The sequence below is a fragment of the Sulfitobacter geojensis genome (genome assembly GCF_000622325.1).
Classification (GTDB): Bacteria; Pseudomonadota; Alphaproteobacteria; order Rhodobacterales; family Rhodobacteraceae; genus Sulfitobacter; species Sulfitobacter geojensis.
The window spans coordinates 3398163-3415424 of the sequence record NZ_JASE01000005.1; the positions used below are offsets into that span (position 1 = coordinate 3398163).

Sequence of the window (17262 nt, forward strand, 5' to 3'; positions counted from 1 at the left end):
ACGGGGGTTCAGGGGGGAGTCAATGGAGGAGTTAAGAATACCCGAAAGCGCCGCCCCGAACAGGACGGCGCAAAGATATATCAGGTCAAGCTGCTGCGCAGCTTTGGCAGGCGGGACAGGATCAACAGGTCTACAGCCAACACCGTCAGCAATGCCAATCCGGCCAAAGGAAAAGCCATCGAAATACCGAGCCCCACCAGCACTGCGCCTTGACACAGCGGCAGCTCTTTCGGCATCGGCGGCGCCGACAAGCGGCCCGATTTGGCAGGACGACGTTTCCACCACAGCACAACAGAACTCACGCACAGAAATAGTACCGACAAACACACGAGCGAATTGGCCAGAACACTCCACAGGCCCAGCGTGCCCATATGCAAGGCGATCCCGACCGCCATTGCTTTTCCGGCAAGCGAATAGTCCGCGAACCGGACGTCCGCCAGAATTTTGCCTGTGAACTGGTCGATATGAACCGTCCGGTCGGACATCGGGTCCGTACTGTCGGTGTTCATGGAATCGCGGCTGAGGGTCCAAACGCCTGTATCCGACTGCGGCACATTGAGTTGATAACGGGCATCAAATCCGATGTCGCGCGCCAAGGCATCCACGCTATCCAGCGTCACAGGACCATCGGTGCCTGCGATACCTGCAGCACTGCCAGAGGCCGGCATTGGCGTCTGCTCCAACGCCCAAGGCACTTCGCGGCGATCATGGTTCATGCTGGCATGGATATCGTCCGATAGCGGGACGCTGTCCCATTTCTCGACAGGAAACTGGCTCCACGCCTGCACCATTTTACCGCCCCAGATACCAGCCCACGACAGGCCCGAGATCAGAAAGAACACAAGAAACAGTGAAATCCAGATGCCGACAACGCCATGCAGCGATTTCCAAAGCGCACGCCCGCGACCAATGCGCGGGACAAATGCCGCGCGCACCCCGCCACCGCGCGGCCACCACATATACAGGCCCGTCGCAACCAGAACCAACGCAAGGGACGCCGCTGTTTCAAGAATACGGTCGCCAGTCACACCCAGCATAAGATCGCTGTGGATATTGTCGAAAAAATCATACCAGCCGGACCGGCGCGGAAAGGTCTCGACCACGGTTGCAGTATAGGGGTCGACAGCAACCATGACTGCGTCACCGTCGGCATCCACCCGAAACAATGCCGCAACATCGTTTGTGCGGGGCGCGACGTATTGCTTCAACGTCCCGTCGGGGATGGCCGCAACGGCGGCTTCCGCCTGAACAGAAACCGGCTGGACGGTGTCTTGGGCCACGACGACCGTGCGCTCTCCGTCGCGCCCGTCGACCCATGCAATCCAAAGCATGGACATGCCTGTCACCGCCAGAATGGCAAGAAATGGAATGACGAAAAGACCCGCATAGAAATGCCAGCGCCATGCCGCGAAATATAGTTTGTTTGCGCCGCCTTCGGGCTGCGCGTTGATGTCTGTGGATGTCATATGTCGGCTCCAAGCCTGTTGGCCCGCTTCCATGGCGGGCAATTTGAATTCTGAATGGGGTGAATTCAGGCTTGGGGTGGTGCGCGTGTCAGCTGCGCCGGATCAAGCGGACGCGCGTGATGCAGGCGTTTTGCAACAAAGGTGAGCGTACGTGTTTCACCGTTCAGAATGACCGGAACACAACGGACGCTGTGCGGGATCACTGCTGCCCCGATCTGACGACAGGCCTCACACTTTTGGATTGGCCCGCCCTCTTGTTCGCCCGGCCCCCCGCAAAGGTCGGCCAACGTACCGCCCGCAGCGACATATGCGGCAAGGTCAGGCGACAAAGCGGCCTGTCCGCCCCGATGCGCGAAACCCGAAAGAGCCACGGCAAGGATCAATGCGGCGGCGACGAGAGAGCTGTAGAAGGTCGAGGACAGGTTCGGCATGGATAAGTGCATAACCGAAGATCTACGCCACTGCGAGGGGTCAAATCGCCACCTTGATGTATTGCTGCTGCGGCAACTCTGCTGAAAGCGCGCCGATGACGCTTTGCAAACAAGGCAACGCAACTTTGCAAACAGCACAATGTCACTTTGCAAACACCCTGCTAGTCACCGTCAATCCCCCGCGCCAATGCCACGCATTCCTGCCGCTGGGGGCAAGTCGTCAGGTGGTCATTGATCAAACCGCAGGCTTCCATCCACGCATAGACGATCGTGGGGCCGCAGAACTTGAAACCCTCCTTTTTGAGGTCTTTCGATATGCGCTCTGACAGCGCTGTTTTGGGCGGCACATCTGCGAGCGTGGGCCAAGCGTTCAACAAGGGCTTCCCACCCACATAGGCCCACATAAATTGGTCAAAGCCGACCCGCTGCTCGATCTTCTGCCAAGCCCGCGCATTGGTTATTGTCGCTTCGATTTTGCCGCGATGGCGGATAATGCCCTCATTGGCCAACAGCCGCAGCACCTCGGGCTCGCCCCAACCGGCAATGACGTTCGGATCAAATCCTTCAAATGCAGCGCGAAAATTGTCGCGCTTTTTCAGGATGGTGATCCAGCTCAACCCTGCCTGAAATCCGTCCAACACCAGCTTTTCCCACAAAGCGCGGCTGTCGTATTCCGGCACGCCCCACTCAGTATCATGATAATCCATGTAAATCTGTTCTGTTCCCGCCCAGCCGCACCGCTCCATGCCATCCCCCTTGCAGCCCGACCTCACGAGCTTGATAAAATTCGTTCCAAATCGACCTTTTAACACGGCCTTAGAACTTGGCCGCCATGGTCTGCCAATCACTGATGAAAGTAAATTACCGTGGTCAGCCGTTTCAAACGCCGTTTTGCGGATATGCCTCCAGGGGCGGACAATCCGCTGAATTATGCGGTATCCCAGCGCGACAAAAACACCATCGAGATGGTGAGCGACGCCATTGCAGACAAGCAAACCTTGCTGGCCTACCAACCGATCATGCGGGCCAGCAATCATAGCAAAGTCGCGTTTTTCGAGGGGCTGATCCGGGTTCTTGATGCCACGGGCCGCGTGATTCCTGCGGCGGAATTCATGCCGGCAATCGAAGGCACAGAACTGGGCCGTGAAATTGACGTGTTGGCCCTGAGGATGGGATTGCAAGCACTGGGTGCCAATCCGGGCCTGCGCCTGTCTATCAATATGTCTGCGCGATCTATCGGATATGCCGGATGGATCAAGATGTTGCACAGACATTTGCGTCAGGACAGGACGTTAGGTGAACGCTTGATCCTTGAAATCACCGAAAGCTCGGCAATGCTGGTCCCCGAGTTGGTCATTGATTTCATGGATGAACTGCAACCTAAAGGGGTTTGCTTTGCTCTGGACGATTTTGGTGCAGGTTATACCGCGATACGGTATTTCAGCGACTTCCACTTCGATATCGTCAAAATCGACGGTCAATTTATCAACGGCATTTCCGACAACCCTGACAACAGGGTCATTACCACGGCCCTTTTGTCGATTGCTGAACATTTTGACATGCTGACGGTCGCAGAGTTTGTCGAAAATGCCGACGACGCGGCACTCTTGACCCAGCTGGGTTTTGACTGCCTGCAAGGGTATCATTTTGGCACCCCGACAACGCGTCCTGCGTGGCTGCGGTCACACGACAGACGGGCCGGATAAATCTTCGGGACCTCAGCGCCAAAGTCATGCGGTTCCACCATAGGCTTAGTTGCCGCGACGTTTACCATGCTGTATTGTTTTTCCTAGAAGGTGGGGGAGTCGTTCTGAGCGGGAATTGCCCAGAATGTCACTTTTTCCTCTACCATTGGAAGAGGAACGCAATTTATGACCAATGTCGTCATCGCATCTGCCGCACGTACCGCTGTGGGCAGTTTTGGGGGGGCTTTCGCCAACACCCCCGCCCATGATTTGGGTGCTGCCGTTTTGAAAGAACTCGTGGCCCGTGCCGGTGTGGATGCTTCGGACGTCTCCGAGACGATTTTGGGTCAGGTGCTGACCGCCGCCCAAGGCCAGAACCCTGCCCGTCAGGCCCATATCAACGCCGGTTTCCCGCAGGAATCATCGGCTTGGTCGATCAATCAGGTCTGTGGATCCGGCCTGCGTGCTGTCGCCCTTGGTGCACAGCACATCCAGTTGGGGGATGCCTCCATCGTTGCTGCCGGTGGTCAGGAAAACATGACCATGTCCCCCCATGCCCAAGCCATGCGTGCCGGTCAGAAAATGGGCGACATGAAGCTGATCGACACCATGATCAAAGACGGGCTGTGGGATGCATTCAACGGCTACCACATGGGCCAGACCGCTGAAAACGTTGCGGAAAAATGGCAGATCAGCCGCGAGCAGCAGGACGAATTCGCGGTCTCATCGCAGAACAAAGCCGAAGCCGCGCAGAAAGCGGGCAAATTCGCGGACGAGATCATGGCCTTTACCGTGCCGGGCCGTCGCGGCGATACGATTGTCGACGCCGACGAATACATCCGTCACGGCGCAACGATGGATGCGATGCAGAAACTGCGTCCGGCGTTTGCAAAAGACGGCTCTGTTACAGCCGCGAACGCCTCTGGCCTGAACGATGGTGCTGCGGGTGCTTTGCTGATGTCTGTGGAAGAGGCCGAAAAACGCGGCATCGAACCGCTGGCGCGCATCGCGTCTTATGCCACGGCCGGTCTGGACCCGTCGATCATGGGGGTCGGCCCGATCTATGCCTCGCGCAAAGCCCTGGAAAAAGCCGGCTGGAAGGCCGAAGATCTTGATCTGGTCGAGGCAAACGAAGCCTTTGCCGCGCAAGCCTGCGCCGTCAACAAGGACATGGGCTGGGATCCTGCCATCGTCAACGTCAACGGCGGAGCCATCGCCATCGGTCACCCCATCGGTGCCTCCGGTGCGCGCATCCTGAACACCCTGTTGTTCGAGATGAAACGACGCGATGCGAAAAAAGGTCTGGCAACTTTGTGCATTGGGGGCGGCATGGGTGTTGCCATGTGTCTCGAACGGCCTTAACCATGAAACGGGCGCGCAATAAAATTGCGCGCCCGTAACGCAAAATATAATAAGATTACCCAACGGAGGAAAGCTATGTCCCGCGTCGCACTTGTTACCGGAGGCAGCCGAGGCATCGGCGCCGCCATTTCCAAAGAACTGAAAGAAGCGGGTTATTCCGTTGCCGCGACCTATGCTGGCAATGATGAAGCCGCTGCTGCGTTCACGGCAGAAACCGGCATCAAGACCTATAAATGGAATGTCGCGGATTACGACAGCTCCAAAGCGGGCATCGAACAGGTCGAAGCGGATCTTGGCCCCGTTGAAATCGTAGTTGCCAACGCCGGCATCACCCGCGACGCCCCGTTTCACAAAATGACGCCGCAACAGTGGCACGAGGTCATCGACACCAACCTGACCGGCGTGTTCAACACCGTGCACCCCGTCTGGACCGGCATGCGGGAACGCAAGTTTGGCCGGATTGTCGTGATTTCGTCGATTAACGGTCAAAAGGGCCAGTTCGCGCAGGTTAACTATGCCGCAACCAAAGCGGGCGATCTGGGCATTGTGAAATCTCTGGCGCAGGAAGGCGCGCGCGCCAATATTACGGCCAATGCAATCTGCCCCGGCTATATCGGCACAGATATGGTGATGGCAGTGCCTGAAAAAGTACGCGAAAGCATCATCGCGCAGATCCCTGCGGGCCGCCTTGGCGAACCGGAAGAAATCGCGCGGGCGGTGAAGTTCCTTGTTGCCGATGACGCGGGCTTTATCAACGGCTCGACGATTTCGGCGAACGGGGCACAGTTCTTTGTCTGATCGAGCGACCGCTTAGAACGACAAAAGGGCGGCTCATCGCGAGCCGCCCTTTCTATATCCCGTAAGTCGCTCTGCAGTGCGTCAGCGGGAAGTCCGAAACAGCCAGGCCCATACGGACGAGAGCGCCTCCCCACGGGCGGCGTGGGCCTTGCGCATGGCGTTACGTGCGGCGGGGTTTGTTGTGGCTTCGATCATTGGCTTGGCTTTCTCTTTAACTGCATCAGTGTTCTTGTGTTGGGTCTAATATGTCTCCCGACATCCCAGCTGACAAACGAGACTTTCCAACGCTTCACTTAAGCTGTACTTAACTGAGCATGCCAAGCACCCTGCCCCCACTCACAGCTCTGCGCGCTTTTGATGCCGCCGCGCGCCATATGTCCTTTGCCAAAGCGGCGGATGAATTGAATGTGACGCCAGCCGCACTGTCGTTTCAGATCAAGTCACTTGAGGAACACTTGGGTGCTGCATTGTTCAAACGCCTGAACCGCGCCGTGGAATTGACCGACTCCGGACGCGCCATGGCCCCCGATGCCAAGGCCGCCTTTGAGACATTGGCGCAAGGCTGGCGCGCGGCGCAGCGCACGCAAGATCACCAGACGCTTACGGTCACAGCGGGGCCTGCGTTCACGGCCAAGTGGCTGGCACCGCGCCTATACGAATTTGCGCAAGAACATCCTGAAATCGAATTGCGCTTTTCAGCTGCCCTTAGGTTGATGGATTTTGTGCGCGATGACATCGACGTCGCCATCCGGTTTGGTTTGGATTCCGACCCCGGGCTCTATTCGCTTTCTTTAGCCGACGAATGGGTGACCCCCGTGATGGTGCCTGAACTGGCGCAAAAATACCCGACCCCTGCAGATCTTGCGAAGGCGGTGTTGATCGTTGACGATTCGGTCAGCTTTCTGGATCCCCCAATCGACTGGGCCGCGTGGTCAACCGCGATGGGAATCGCGCCGCTGGTGCCAACGGGCCCGCGGTTTTCCCAAGGTGACCATGCGATGGATGCCACCCTTGCCGGATTGGGCGTAGCATTGGGACGGCGAGCACTGGTAATCAAGGATCTGGCGGAGGGGCGGCTGGTCGCGCCCTACGGCACAGCACTGAACACCGGTGCACGTTTCAGATTTCTTTGCCAGAAGGGGGCAGAATCCCGTCCGCAGATTGATGCCTTTAAGCGCTGGATTTTACGCGAAATTGACAAAACTGCCCATATCGCTGATGCGATGCATGTGCTGGAAAGGCCTGCTGCCAAATGACAAGAACACGCGCCACGTCGATCGGATTTGTCGCCGTCCTGCTATGGGCGCTGCTGGCGCTCTTTACAGTGGGCTCCGCACCCGTTCCGCCGCTTTTGCTCAATACAATCTGTTTTGCAATGGGCGGCACACTGGGGATCATCTGGGCCGCGGCAACCGGCGCGTTACCGGCATTGCGTCAGGTTCCGCTAAAGATATATGTCTTTGGTACCTTTGGTCTTTTTGGCTATCACGCTCTGTACTTTTCGGCCCTGCGCCTTGCCCCGGCGGCCGGGGCGGGGTTGATCGCATACCTCTGGCCCCTGCTGATTGTGATTTTCTCCGGGCTGCTGCCCGGGGAGCGATTGAAGGCAGGTCATGTCGTCGGCGCGCTCATCGGCTTTTCAGGTGCCGCATTGATCATTCTGGGGGGGCTTGGCGGCTTCTCGACGGAATATTTGACCGGATATGGCTTGGCGCTGCTTTGCGCTTTGACGTGGTCCGGGTATTCGGTGCTTTCCCGCGTGGTAGGCAGTGCGCCGACCGCGACCGTCGCCGTTTTTTGTCTAGCAACGGCTGCCCTGTCCCTGCCTCTTCATCTCGTTTTCGAAGAAACTGTATGGCCCACGACGACGCTTGGCTGGTCATCCGTCGTCGGGTTGGGGCTTGGTCCCGTTGGACTGGCATTTTTTGTATGGGATATCGGCGTCAAACAAGGGGACATCCAGTTACTCGGCACCAGTTCTTATGCGGCACCGCTTCTGTCTACGCTCGTTCTGGTCCTCGTCGGGGTGGCCGCCCCGAGTTTTACGCTGCTCTGGGCGGCCTTGTTGATAACTGGCGGGGCAATGATTGCCGCTCGCGCGAGTTTTAAAACCTAGGTTAGCTCGATAACCGCGTGATTTCCTCTTTCAAACGCAGTTTTTCTTTCTTCATCGTTGCAACTTGCAGATCATCACTACCGGGTGCGCGTTGCGCGGTTTCTACCGCTTCGCTCATCTCGTGGTGTTTCCGCTTGAGGGTCTCCAGACGTGCGTCAAAAGCCATATAGTCCTCCTTGATGAATGTTGAGCCTTGAGTGAATCATAGATTCGCGGTTCTGTCACGCCGCCCTGCAGCATAACCGCAAGTTGGGTAAACAACCGCTTAACGGCGCTTAGAAAACCAGCGGTGCACCGTCGCGCAGGACCGATTTGACCAACGGGACATAGCTTTCGCCGTCCTTCGCGTGATGATCGCCGGTGTGCAAAACCAACGGCGCGTGCAGCTTGAACGCGCCGCGCCCGTTTTTGCGGGCCCTAAGGATAAACCGGTCGGGTGCCCGCCCTGCCCGCCCGGCCAGTGGCAGCACCTCAATCGTGCCCATTTCATGAGGCAACGCGCCAAGGATTTCCGGCAACCGCTCCGTCAAATGGATAAAATGCGCGGTGCCTTTCGGGGCCAATCGTTTCGCGGCTGTCTTAACCCATTTCGCCAGCGGGGTTTGCGCCCCATGCGCCGCTTCGCGCGCCGGATCGTCAGAAGCAACCGACGCGCCCCGGTCATAGTAAGGCGGGTTCGCAAGAACATGGTCAAATTGTCGCTGACGTAACGGCAACGGCAATTCCGCAAGATCCGCCTCGACCACCTCAAGGGCACTGCCCCCGTTCCGGCGCGCCAACGACGCAAAACCCGGATTACGCTCAACCCCCGTCAGTTCCAATCCGTCAACGCGCGCGCCCAGACACAGGATCGCCGCCCCCACACCGCACCCCAGCTCCAGAACACGATCGCCTTTTTCCGCTTTAACACAAGCACTTAACAGCACTGCATCAAGGCCGGCGCGATACCCGCGGCGAGGTTGGAACAGGTGTAACCGCCCCCCCAGAAACGCATCCCGCGTCACGTCGGTATCTTCAGCGCCACCCATCTGGTCGGTCACACCCCAAGGGGAATGTCGTTGTCCAACAGTACCCGTTCAGCCGCGCCGTGATTATCAGGATGAACCATCAACCGGCGCGGGAAAATACCGATGCCACCTTCAAGGACGCTCATGTTTACGTCCATGGCGAAGCAGGCTATATCCTCCCCCTCAAGAAGGGCTTGGGCAAAGGCGATCACCGTCATGTCTGTTGTGCGTAAAAGTTCCTTCATATCAAAGGTGTGGGCCAGTTCGGCCAATTTGTCGAGCCTCTTTGCGGGGCTGTAAATGGGATCGTCTTGATGAACGCTGATGCAATTGCAAAACCACACGAACGGCTGGCCGCCTATTTGACCGAAGACATGGCTGCTGTCAGTACGCTTATTCGCGAACGGATGGCCTCCAAACACGCCCCCCGCATACCCGAAGTCACGGCACATCTTGTCGAAGCAGGCGGCAAACGCCTGCGTCCCATGTTGACCTTGGCAGCCGCGCGGATGTGTGGATACGCTGGCCCCTATCACGTGCATCTTGCCGCCACGGTCGAGTTTATCCACACCGCGACGCTGCTGCATGACGATGTAGTCGATGAAAGCGAACAGCGGCGCGGGCGGCCCACGGCGAATCTGTTGTGGGACAACCAATCTTCCGTTCTGGTGGGCGACTATCTGTTTGCGCGGTCCTTTCAGTTGATGACCGAACCCGGTTCCATGCAGGTGATGCAAATCCTGTCAAATGCTGCGGCAACGATTGCCGAAGGCGAGGTTTTGCAACTGACGGCTGCGCGGAATCTGGCCACGGACGAAAGCGTTTACCTGCAAGTGGTACGCGGCAAGACGGCGGCGTTGTTTTCGGCTGCGACACAGGTGGGGGGCGTCATTGCCGATGCGCCCGACACGCATGTGCAGGCCTTATATGACTATGGTGATGCGTTAGGGATCGCGTTTCAAATCGTTGATGACCTGTTGGATTATCAGGGAGATACCGGCGCGACAGGCAAGAACATCGGGGATGATTTCCGCGAACGCAAGCTGACGCTTCCGGTGATCAAAGCCGTGGCGAAAGCCGATGATGAGGAGCGCGCGTTTTGGGTACGCACGATTGAAAAGGGCCGTCAGGAAGGCGGTGATCTGGAACATGCACTGTCCCTTCTGACCAAACATGACACGCTCAGCGCGACCAAACGGGACGCGATGGAATGGGCGGAAAAGGCCAAAAATGCACTGGCCGTTCTGCCGGATCACGATGTTAAAGACATGCTCGGCGATATTGCCGATTACGTGGTCAGCCGGATCAATTAACCAGCCCAAGCACGCAGGATTTCACCCACCATTCGGGATGCGCCCGCGCAATTTTCTGTGCGGCCGCGTCGGCTTGCGACAAGGTTTCAAACAGCCCGAAACAGGTAGAGCCGGAACCGGACATTCGCGCCAACCCCGCCCCCTCGCAGCCTGCAAGCGCCTTCAATGCCTGTGAAACTTCCGGCACAAGCGCTTCGCAGCTTGCTTGGAGATCGTTGCGCATCCCGCCCAACCATTCCGTCATTCCGGTATGATCCTGAAACGTCGGCAGAACTTCCGGCATCTCAGAATTTGTTTTGTTTTTCAGACGCTTGAATATATCCGGCGTTGCCACGCCAACACCGGGCCAAACCAGAACCGCCCAGCATGGCGGAATGCCATCTGCCGCATCCAACTGATCCCCGATGCCGCGCATCCGTGTGGGGGCAAGCCGCATGCAAACCGGCACATCCGCACCCAATGTTGCAGCCTTGGCACTGCCACCCAAGGCGGTCAAAGTCGCCGCAGCATCCGCTGACCCGCCGCCAATTCCCGCCCCATGCGGCAAGTTCTTTTCAAGGGTGATCCGTCCCGTCCAGCTGGCAAGCTCTGCTGCCTGCCAAACCAGATTGCGCTGGTCCGTCGGGACGCCCTGCGCAAACGGGCCGGACACCTTCAGCAACATTTCCGGCCCGGGTTCAAACCACAGCCGGTCCCCGACATTTGCAAAAACCACCAGAGAATCAAGTAGATGATAGCCATCCGCCCGTTGGCCTGTCACATGCAGGGTCAGGTTAATCTTGGCGGGCGCAAAGACCTCAGAGGTCATTGGCGACCTTCAACGGGGGCGCACCTTCTTCCGACAGCACCTTATCCAGCCCCACATCCAACTTGCGCCTTATGCGGTCGGGATCAGCCTCGCCATCCGTATCTTCTTCGTCGATGAAGGAAAGCGCGCGGCTCCACTGGAATTCTGCTTCGCGCTGGCGGCCCACGGCCCAATAGACATCGCCAAGGTGGTCGTTCACCACCGGATCAACGGCCAACAGTTCCACGGCGCGCTCCATATGGCCAACCGCTTCGGCATAGCGCCCCATCCGGTACAGCACCCACCCAAGGGAATCGACGATGTAACCGGACTGTGGTGAGGCGGCGACGGCGCGTTCGATCATTTCCAACGCCTCTTCCAGATTGCGATTCTGTTCGACCATCGAATAGCCCAGATAGTTCAACACCTGCGGCTGCTCGGGGTTGATCGCCAAAGCGGCACGAAAATCAGCTTCTGACCCGGCCTCATCGCCACGGCGTTCATGGGCAATACCGCGCGAATAATACAGGATCCAACGCACCCGCGCCGTTTCGGACGTACGCTCGATCGCGCGATCATAGGCGGCGATGGCACCGGTAAAATCGTCCTGCGCGCGCAATACGTCACCCAAGGTGGAATGCACCACCGCAAGGTCGCCGTGGCTGCGGGCAAGTTGCTCCAGAACCTCGACGGCTTGATCTTCTTTGCCCGCACGGCGCAGCGTATCCGCACGACCAAGTTCGGCAACGTGAAACGCCGGATCATCCGCAGGTACGGCTTTGTATTCCTCGATTGCCAGCTCATTCTGCCCCAGATTTTCCAACAATCCCGCAGTCAGCAACAAAGCATCGACGTGGTCAGGGCGCAGGAAACGGGCCACACGGGAATAGAGCAGGACGTAATAATCCGCTGCTGTTTCGCTTTGCAGCACCGCAGCAAAAGTAAAGAACACTTCGGCGATGCCGGATTTGGCGTCCCGTACAAGCGTGAAGGGCAGCGGCTCCTTCGCCTCCAGCGCGGCAATCATCTGGTCCAGCTCAGGATCGGTCGCTTCGCCAAAGCTGCTGCGCAAAACCGTAAGAGCCTCGTCGTGGCGCTCAAGCTGGGCCAGCACCACAGCATGTGCCATGACACCGCGGCGAGTCTGGCCCGCGGCACCGGCTGCCGCCTCGCCGAAAATCGCCTCTGCGCCCTCAAAGTCCCCGACAGACGCAAGCGCCAAGGCTTTGTGATACATCACAAAACCCTGCATACCGGCCTCTTTGCTCAAAGCGTCAAACGCCACTACGGCCGCGGACACATCCCCCTTGCCCACATGCGCCCAGGCTTTGACCAATCCATCCACCCAGGGACCGATGCCCTCGCTGTCAGATTCGCGTTCCAGAAGTGTTGTGTATTCTTCGCGCGCCGCCAGATCGGCAGTGATCACCATCCGCGCGACCTGCGATGTCTCGTTCTTTTGCTCAAGCACACGGGCCAGCGGCACCGCCTGTTCAACCCGCCCGAGCGACAGGTAGGACAACACCGTGCTTTCGATCAGTTCGACGTTATTGCTGTCACGCGCAAGCGCTTCTGCGTAATATCGCGCGGCCTCGCTATAATCCGACTGAACAGCGGCGTGGCGACCCGCCAGATAGGCACCGGCAACAGATTGCGCCTGCGCCTGCGGGACGAAAGCGGCGCTAAGCAGCAGGGCGGCTGCACCGGTAAGGACATTCCTGAACATAACTCGACTGCCTCTTTTCATTTGAAAACAAAGCTATCAGGTCTGTCTGCAAGCGCAATGGCGGGGCGCAGGACATGACAGTCCTGTGAAGCGGATTTACGCGCAAAAAAGGCGGGGACATGCCCCGCCTTTCGATCTTGGTCCTGTGTACCCGTGTCAGGGCCGCATCACATATTGGGATAGTTCGGCCCGTCGCCGCCCTGCGGCGTGGTCCAGACGATGTTCTGGCTGGGGTCTTTGATATCGCAGGTTTTGCAATGTACGCAGTTCTGGAAATTGATCTGGAACTTCTGCTCTGCCCCTTCACCGACGAATTCGTAAACCCCTGCCGGGCAATAGCGCGCGGAAGGTCCACCGAACTTGGGCAGGTTCACGTCCACCGGTATAGAGGCATCTTTCAGCGTCAGATGCGCAGGCTGGGTTTCTTCGTGATTGGTAAACGAGAATGCGACGTTGGTCAGACGGTCGAAACTGAGTTTGCCATCGGGTTTCGGATAGTCGATGACCTTGTGCTGGGACGCAGGCTCCGTCGATTCAGCGTCGGATTTACCATGCTTGAGAGTGCCCAGCAAAGAGAACCCGAATGTGTTGCACCACATGTCAAAGCCACCAATCGCCAGACCACCCAACAGGCCATAGCGACCGTTCAGTGGCGCAACATTACGGACCTTCTTAAGGTCTTTACCAACCGCGCCGGTGCGCAATTCGTCGTCATACCCTTCCAGCACGTCTCCGCTGCGATCTGCTTTGATTGCCTCGATCGCGGCTTCGGCAGCGGCGATGCCGGATAGCATTGCATTGTGGTTACCCTTGATCCGCGGCAGGTTCACCAGCCCTGCGGAACAGCCCAGCAAAGCCCCCCCCGGAAAGGCAGATTTCGGGATCGACTGGATCCCACCTTTGGTCACGGCGCGGGCGCCATAGGCCACGCGTTTGCCGCCTTCCAGCAGCTTGGAAACCATCGGGTGGTGTTTGAAGCGCTGGAATTCCATGTAGGGATAAAGATGCGGGTTCTTATAGTTCAAGTCGACGATCATACCGACGTAAACCTGATTATTCTCTAGGTGGTAGATAAAGGTACCGCCGGTGTTCTTGGTGCCCAAAGGCCAGCCCATGGTGTGGGTAACTTCGCCTTCGTTGTGCTTTTCCGGGTCAATTTCCCAGATCTCTTTCATGCCAAGACCGAATTTTGGCACGTCACAATCGGCATCAAGACTGTATTTCGCGATCACCTGTTTGCTCAGGCTGCCCCGTACACCTTCGGAAAAGAATACGTATTTGCCGTGCAGCTCCATGCCGGGTTCATAGCCGTCGCCATGGCTACCGTCTGCGTTTTTGCCGAACTCGCCAGCAACCACGCCTTTGACTTCGCCGTTTTCGCCATAAACGATTTCGGAACAGGCCATGCCCGGGAAAATCTCTACGCCCAGTTCTTCGGCTTGTTCAGCCATCCAGCGACAAACATTACCCATCGACACGATGTAATTGCCATGGTTGTTCATCAAAGGCGGCATGATAAAGTTAGGCAGGCGGATTTTGCCAGCCTCGCCAAGCGCATAGAAGTTATCTTCTTTTACGGGCACATTCAGCGGCGCGCCTTTGGCTTTCCAATCCGGAATAAGCTTGTCCAGACCGCAGGGGTCCAACACAGCGCCCGACAGGATATGCGCGCCGACCTCTGACCCTTTTTCAAGGACCACCACGTTGCACTCCGCATCAAGCTGTTTCAGCCGGATCGCCGCGGACAGACCGGCAGGCCCCGCACCAACGATGACCACATCATATTCCATTGCTTCACGCTCGATCTCGGCCATGGCTCGGGTTCCTTTCGGCTAAACAGTTTGGAATTCGCTAAACCACACAGGGGGTCAATGCAATCGGGACGACGCGTAAAATCGATGCTGTTGCCGGCATAAGGCAGGCGTTTTGCTGCTTTTTGCGCCCTATCGCTGTGGTGAGTCGCCCATCAGATACCGCGGCCCATTGCCATTTTGCGCCGCGCGATCCTTGGGATTGTAAAGCGCGCAGACATCCAAGCTCAGACACCCGCAGCCGATGCAACCGTCAAGGTTGTCACGCAGATTGGTCAAAGTCGTGATACGCGCATTAAGTGCCTCGCGAAACCCTTCGCTGATCCTGACCCAATCAGCCTTGGTCGGCGCGCACCCGTGCGGCAGCTGATCCAGCTGCGCCTTGATTTGCGGCAAAGTGAAACCGAATTGCTGGGCGATCATCACGAAACTCAACCGGCGCAAATCCGCGCGTTCAAACCGCCTTTGCCCGCCTGCATTGCGCCAGGGCCTGATCAAACCCTGAGCTTCGTAATACCGTATTGCGGACACCGCGAGGCCCGTGCGCGTCGCTAGTGCGCCAATCGACAACCCGTCCTTAACCGCCATAATTCCTCACAAAATTTATCTTGACTTAAAGTTAGGTTTAGAAATTACAACAGATATATCGAAACCACAATACCCAAGGAGAACCCCAATGAAAGCCATTCTGGAACACGCAAATTTCACCGTCACCGACCCGCAGGCCACCGCCCGCTGGATGGAGCAGCTTTTTGGCTGGCACATCCGCTGGCAGGGGGATGCCATGGCGGGCGGTCATACCGTGCACGTTGGCAGCGACAGTCAATACGTCGCCCTTTATACCCCCGGAAAAGACGTCGTTGCCAAAACCATGAGTTACAGCCAGGTCGGCTGTCTCAACCATATCGCTGTGATTGTTGACGACCTTGACGCCATGGAAAAGGCCGTCATCGCGCAGGGGTTCAAGACCAGCAACCACGCTGACTACGAACCCGGGCGCCGTTTCTATTTTCACGATACGAACGGTGTCGAATTCGAAGTTGTACAATACGATTGACGGCCCAAGCCCGCGCATCCCTGCGATGGGCCTTGCATTTCCACACCACTTTGGGTCAGGTAATCAACGACCTGACCCTTTAACGGCTGCTCACCCGCAAACCAGCGGTGCGCGGCCCTCTGTACGTGGACAACCGCCATGGAAAAGATCCCTATGACCCGCGCAGGGCATACCGCCCTCGAGACGGAACTGAAGCACCTGAAAACCGTAGAACGGCCTGCCATCATCAAGGCAATCGCCGAAGCGCGCGAACATGGCGACCTGTCCGAAAACGCTGAATATCATTCTGCCAAGGAAAAACAGTCGTTTATCGAGGGCCGCGTCAAGGAACTGGAAGGCGCGATTTCACTGGCCGATGTGATTGACCCTGCCAAGCTTTCTGGTGCGATCAAATTCGGTGCGCTTGTGACATTGGTGGATGAAGACACGGACGAAGAAAAAACCTATCAGATCGTTGGCGAATACGAAGCAAAGATCGAAGACGGGTTGTTGAACATCAAATCCCCCATCGCCCGCGCCCTGATCGGCAAAGAAGAAGGCGACAGCGTCGAAGTGCGCACCCCCGGGGGCGTCAGATCATATGAGGTACTCAAGATCGTCTATGCCTAAACTGGACCGCACAGATGACTGACACAGCCCAGACTGATCCGGCACCGGATGCGGCCGAACCTGCGCAAGCCGCCACCGTTAAGGTGACGGGCATTTCCGCGCGGCCTACCGCGTTGGGCATCTATGACAAACCACGCCCGGACACGATCACTTCGATCGAGGTGATTGCCCTTGCGCTCAGCGGTGTCTGGTTGCTCGGGGCTGCGTTCTTTTTTCTGATCGTACGCGAGGAAGGCACCTCTGAAGACGGGGCGCAAAGCCTGCGTTTCCTGATGACCATGCTGGCGATCTTTATGCCCGTGGCAATGATCTGGGTCGCCGCGACTGCAGCCAAGGCAAGCCGCGTCATGCGCGAGGAAAGCCAGCGTTTGCAGGCCTCTATCGACGCGATCCGCCAAGCTTACATCGCGCAACAGCAGGGCCACCACATGCGCACGGAACCGTCCGTGACCCGCAAGCTGGATGAAATCGCCGCCGCTGCGCGCAAGACGGAAACGGCCCTTGCCACATTCCAATCCCGCCGCGATGAATCAGGTCGCCCCAAGGCGCAGCCAGCAGCAGTGCAAGGTGACGACCAGCCCGTATTGGAACTGGGCACGCAGGCCATCGACATGGCCCCCTTGTTGTCCAACGACGATTTTGTACGCGCGCTGAATTTCCCCGAAACCGCCGAAGATGAAGTCGGGTTTGCATCACTACGCCGTGCGTTGAAAGACCGGTCAACGTCGCAGCTGGTGCAGGCCTCGCAGGACGTGCTGACGCTGATGAGTCAGGACGGGATTTACATGGATGATCTACGCCCTGATCGTGCCCGCCCCGAAGTCTGGCGGCATTTTGCACAAGGAAGTCGTGGCCGCGCCATCGCCCCGCTTGGCGGGATTCGCGACCGGTCATCCCTTGCGTTAACCAACGCGCGGATGAAACAGGATCCGATTTTTCGCGACGCCGCTCACCATTTTTTGCGCCGTTTTGACCAGACTTTTGCGGAATTCGAAAAAGGCGCATCTGACAGTGAGATTTCCGCACTTTCCGACACCCGCACAGCCCGCGCATTCATGTTGTTGGGGCGCTGTGCCGGCACATTCGACTAACCG

Annotated in this window: 19 protein-coding genes; 9 read left to right on the top strand and 10 right to left on the bottom strand. The window is 57.7% G+C overall.

Translation table 11 applies throughout. From position 1 onward, the window contains the following. Nucleotides 1-80: 80 nt before the first annotated feature. The 3 genes from Z947_RS0118595 to Z947_RS0118605 form a co-directional block, all read right to left on the bottom strand. A complete protein-coding gene (locus Z947_RS0118595; protein ID WP_025045788.1) occupies nt 81-1466 on the bottom strand; it encodes a PepSY-associated TM helix domain-containing protein in 1386 nt (461 codons plus the stop codon). Between the two features lie 65 nt (nt 1467-1531). Beyond that, nucleotides 1532-1909 (bottom strand): hypothetical protein, encoded by a 378-nt coding sequence (locus tag Z947_RS0118600; protein WP_240477547.1) that lies wholly within the window; start codon nt 1907-1909, stop codon nt 1532-1534. Nucleotides 1910-2058: 149 nt separating this feature from the next. Beyond that, complete coding sequence (locus Z947_RS0118605; RefSeq protein ID WP_025045790.1) at nt 2059-2643, bottom strand: DNA-3-methyladenine glycosylase I; 585 nt, start codon at nt 2641-2643, stop codon at nt 2059-2061. A gap of 153 nt (nt 2644-2796) precedes the next feature. Here Z947_RS0118605 and Z947_RS0118610 point away from each other — a divergent pair, with 153 nt between their 5' ends. From Z947_RS0118610 to yddG, 5 genes are all read left to right on the top strand, one after another. Continuing rightward, nucleotides 2797-3603: an EAL domain-containing protein gene (locus Z947_RS0118610; protein ID WP_037939756.1), complete on the top strand. Its 807-nt coding sequence runs from the start codon at nt 2797-2799 to the stop codon at nt 3601-3603. 165 nt (nt 3604-3768) lie between these two features. Beyond that, the gene (locus Z947_RS0118615) at nt 3769-4944 is read left to right on the top strand and encodes an acetyl-CoA C-acetyltransferase (protein WP_025045792.1); all 1176 of its coding nucleotides are present in this window, start codon (nt 3769-3771) and stop codon (nt 4942-4944) included. A 75-nt stretch (nt 4945-5019) separates the two neighbouring features. Next, on the top strand, nt 5020-5742 hold the full coding sequence (phbB, locus tag Z947_RS0118620; RefSeq protein WP_025045793.1) for an acetoacetyl-CoA reductase: 723 nt from the start codon (nt 5020-5022) through the stop codon (nt 5740-5742). A 314-nt stretch (nt 5743-6056) separates the two neighbouring features. After that, complete coding sequence (locus Z947_RS0118625) at nt 6057-6998, top strand: transcriptional regulator GcvA (protein ID WP_025045794.1); 942 nt, start codon at nt 6057-6059, stop codon at nt 6996-6998. After that, nucleotides 6995-7858 (top strand): aromatic amino acid exporter YddG, encoded by an 864-nt coding sequence (yddG, locus tag Z947_RS0118630; protein WP_025045795.1) that lies wholly within the window; start codon nt 6995-6997, stop codon nt 7856-7858. Before Z947_RS0118625 ends, yddG begins: the two co-directional genes overlap by 4 nt. Before the next feature lies 1 nt (nt 7859). Here the strand turns inward: yddG and Z947_RS21985 are convergent, their stop codons facing one another. The 3 genes from Z947_RS21985 to Z947_RS0118645 form a co-directional block, all read right to left on the bottom strand. Continuing rightward, nucleotides 7860-8024: a YdcH family protein gene (locus Z947_RS21985; protein ID WP_064502493.1), complete on the bottom strand. Its 165-nt coding sequence runs from the start codon at nt 8022-8024 to the stop codon at nt 7860-7862. A gap of 109 nt (nt 8025-8133) precedes the next feature. Beyond that, nucleotides 8134-8886, bottom strand: a complete 753-nt coding sequence (locus tag Z947_RS0118640) for a tRNA1(Val) (adenine(37)-N6)-methyltransferase (protein ID WP_025045796.1) — start codon at nt 8884-8886, stop codon at nt 8134-8136. Nucleotides 8887-8894: 8 nt separating this feature from the next. Continuing rightward, nucleotides 8895-9110: a putative signal transducing protein gene (locus tag Z947_RS0118645; protein WP_025045797.1), complete on the bottom strand. Its 216-nt coding sequence runs from the start codon at nt 9108-9110 to the stop codon at nt 8895-8897. 69 nt (nt 9111-9179) lie between these two features. Between Z947_RS0118645 and Z947_RS0118650 the strand changes: the two genes are divergently transcribed. Then, nucleotides 9180-10178 carry a polyprenyl synthetase family protein gene (locus Z947_RS0118650; protein ID WP_025045798.1) on the top strand — a complete coding sequence of 333 codons (999 nt, stop codon included), beginning with the start codon at nt 9180-9182 and terminating at the stop codon, nt 10176-10178. Here Z947_RS0118650 and Z947_RS0118655 read toward each other — a convergent pair. The 4 genes from Z947_RS0118655 to soxR form a co-directional block, all read right to left on the bottom strand. Further along, complete coding sequence (locus Z947_RS0118655) at nt 10171-10986, bottom strand: 4-(cytidine 5'-diphospho)-2-C-methyl-D-erythritol kinase (protein WP_025045799.1); 816 nt, start codon at nt 10984-10986, stop codon at nt 10171-10173. The two genes, Z947_RS0118650 and Z947_RS0118655, sit on opposite strands and share 8 nt — an antisense overlap. Continuing rightward, nucleotides 10976-12691 (bottom strand): tetratricopeptide repeat protein, encoded by a 1716-nt coding sequence (locus Z947_RS0118660; protein WP_025045800.1) that lies wholly within the window; start codon nt 12689-12691, stop codon nt 10976-10978. The genes Z947_RS0118655 and Z947_RS0118660 overlap by 11 nt, the downstream gene beginning before the upstream one ends. A gap of 167 nt (nt 12692-12858) precedes the next feature. Beyond that, nucleotides 12859-14505 (bottom strand): electron transfer flavoprotein-ubiquinone oxidoreductase, encoded by a 1647-nt coding sequence (locus Z947_RS0118665; RefSeq protein ID WP_025045801.1) that lies wholly within the window; start codon nt 14503-14505, stop codon nt 12859-12861. Nucleotides 14506-14634: 129 nt separating this feature from the next. Next, on the bottom strand, nt 14635-15090 hold the full coding sequence (gene soxR / locus Z947_RS0118670) for a redox-sensitive transcriptional activator SoxR (RefSeq protein ID WP_025045802.1): 456 nt from the start codon (nt 15088-15090) through the stop codon (nt 14635-14637). 88 nt (nt 15091-15178) lie between these two features. On the opposite strand from soxR, the gene Z947_RS0118675 reads away from it, so the two are divergent. The 3 genes from Z947_RS0118675 to Z947_RS0118685 all read left to right on the top strand — a co-directional run bounded on the left by Z947_RS0118675 (nt 15179) and on the right by Z947_RS0118685 (nt 17259). Further along, nucleotides 15179-15559, top strand: coding sequence for a VOC family protein (locus Z947_RS0118675; RefSeq protein ID WP_025045803.1), 381 nt, complete (start codon nt 15179-15181; stop codon nt 15557-15559). Between the two features lie 138 nt (nt 15560-15697). Further along, the gene (gene greA, locus Z947_RS0118680) at nt 15698-16168 is read left to right on the top strand and encodes a transcription elongation factor GreA (RefSeq protein ID WP_025045804.1); all 471 of its coding nucleotides are present in this window, start codon (nt 15698-15700) and stop codon (nt 16166-16168) included. Between the two features lie 14 nt (nt 16169-16182). Continuing rightward, a complete protein-coding gene (locus Z947_RS0118685) occupies nt 16183-17259 on the top strand; it encodes a hypothetical protein (protein WP_025045805.1) in 1077 nt (358 codons plus the stop codon). Nucleotides 17260-17262: the final 3 nt, after the last annotated feature.

Coding starts and splice junctions, on each gene's coding strand:
- phbB (WP_025045793.1), top strand. CDS start 5,020: ATGTCCCGCGTCGCACTTGTTACCGGAGGCAGCCGAGGCATCGGCGCC.
- Z947_RS0118640 (WP_025045796.1), bottom strand. CDS start 8,886: ATGGGTGGCGCTGAAGATACCGACGTGACGCGGGATGCGTTTCTGGGG.
- Z947_RS0118605 (WP_025045790.1), bottom strand. CDS start 2,643: ATGGAGCGGTGCGGCTGGGCGGGAACAGAACAGATTTACATGGATTAT.
- Z947_RS0118645 (WP_025045797.1), bottom strand. CDS start 9,110: ATGAAGGAACTTTTACGCACAACAGACATGACGGTGATCGCCTTTGCC.
- Z947_RS0118625 (WP_025045794.1), top strand. CDS start 6,057: ATGCCAAGCACCCTGCCCCCACTCACAGCTCTGCGCGCTTTTGATGCC.
- Z947_RS0118595 (WP_025045788.1), bottom strand. CDS start 1,466: ATGACATCCACAGACATCAACGCGCAGCCCGAAGGCGGCGCAAACAAA.
- Z947_RS0118685 (WP_025045805.1), top strand. CDS start 16,183: ATGACTGACACAGCCCAGACTGATCCGGCACCGGATGCGGCCGAACCT.
- Z947_RS0118600 (WP_240477547.1), bottom strand. CDS start 1,909: ATGCACTTATCCATGCCGAACCTGTCCTCGACCTTCTACAGCTCTCTC.
- Z947_RS0118615 (WP_025045792.1), top strand. CDS start 3,769: ATGACCAATGTCGTCATCGCATCTGCCGCACGTACCGCTGTGGGCAGT.
- Z947_RS21985 (WP_064502493.1), bottom strand. CDS start 8,024: ATGGCTTTTGACGCACGTCTGGAGACCCTCAAGCGGAAACACCACGAG.
- Z947_RS0118610 (WP_037939756.1), top strand. CDS start 2,797: ATGCCTCCAGGGGCGGACAATCCGCTGAATTATGCGGTATCCCAGCGC.
- Z947_RS0118675 (WP_025045803.1), top strand. CDS start 15,179: ATGAAAGCCATTCTGGAACACGCAAATTTCACCGTCACCGACCCGCAG.
- Z947_RS0118665 (WP_025045801.1), bottom strand. CDS start 14,505: ATGGCCGAGATCGAGCGTGAAGCAATGGAATATGATGTGGTCATCGTT.
- greA (WP_025045804.1), top strand. CDS start 15,698: ATGGAAAAGATCCCTATGACCCGCGCAGGGCATACCGCCCTCGAGACG.
- Z947_RS0118655 (WP_025045799.1), bottom strand. CDS start 10,986: ATGACCTCTGAGGTCTTTGCGCCCGCCAAGATTAACCTGACCCTGCAT.
- soxR (WP_025045802.1), bottom strand. CDS start 15,090: ATGGCGGTTAAGGACGGGTTGTCGATTGGCGCACTAGCGACGCGCACG.
- Z947_RS0118660 (WP_025045800.1), bottom strand. CDS start 12,691: ATGTTCAGGAATGTCCTTACCGGTGCAGCCGCCCTGCTGCTTAGCGCC.
- yddG (WP_025045795.1), top strand. CDS start 6,995: ATGACAAGAACACGCGCCACGTCGATCGGATTTGTCGCCGTCCTGCTA.
- Z947_RS0118650 (WP_025045798.1), top strand. CDS start 9,180: ATGAACGCTGATGCAATTGCAAAACCACACGAACGGCTGGCCGCCTAT.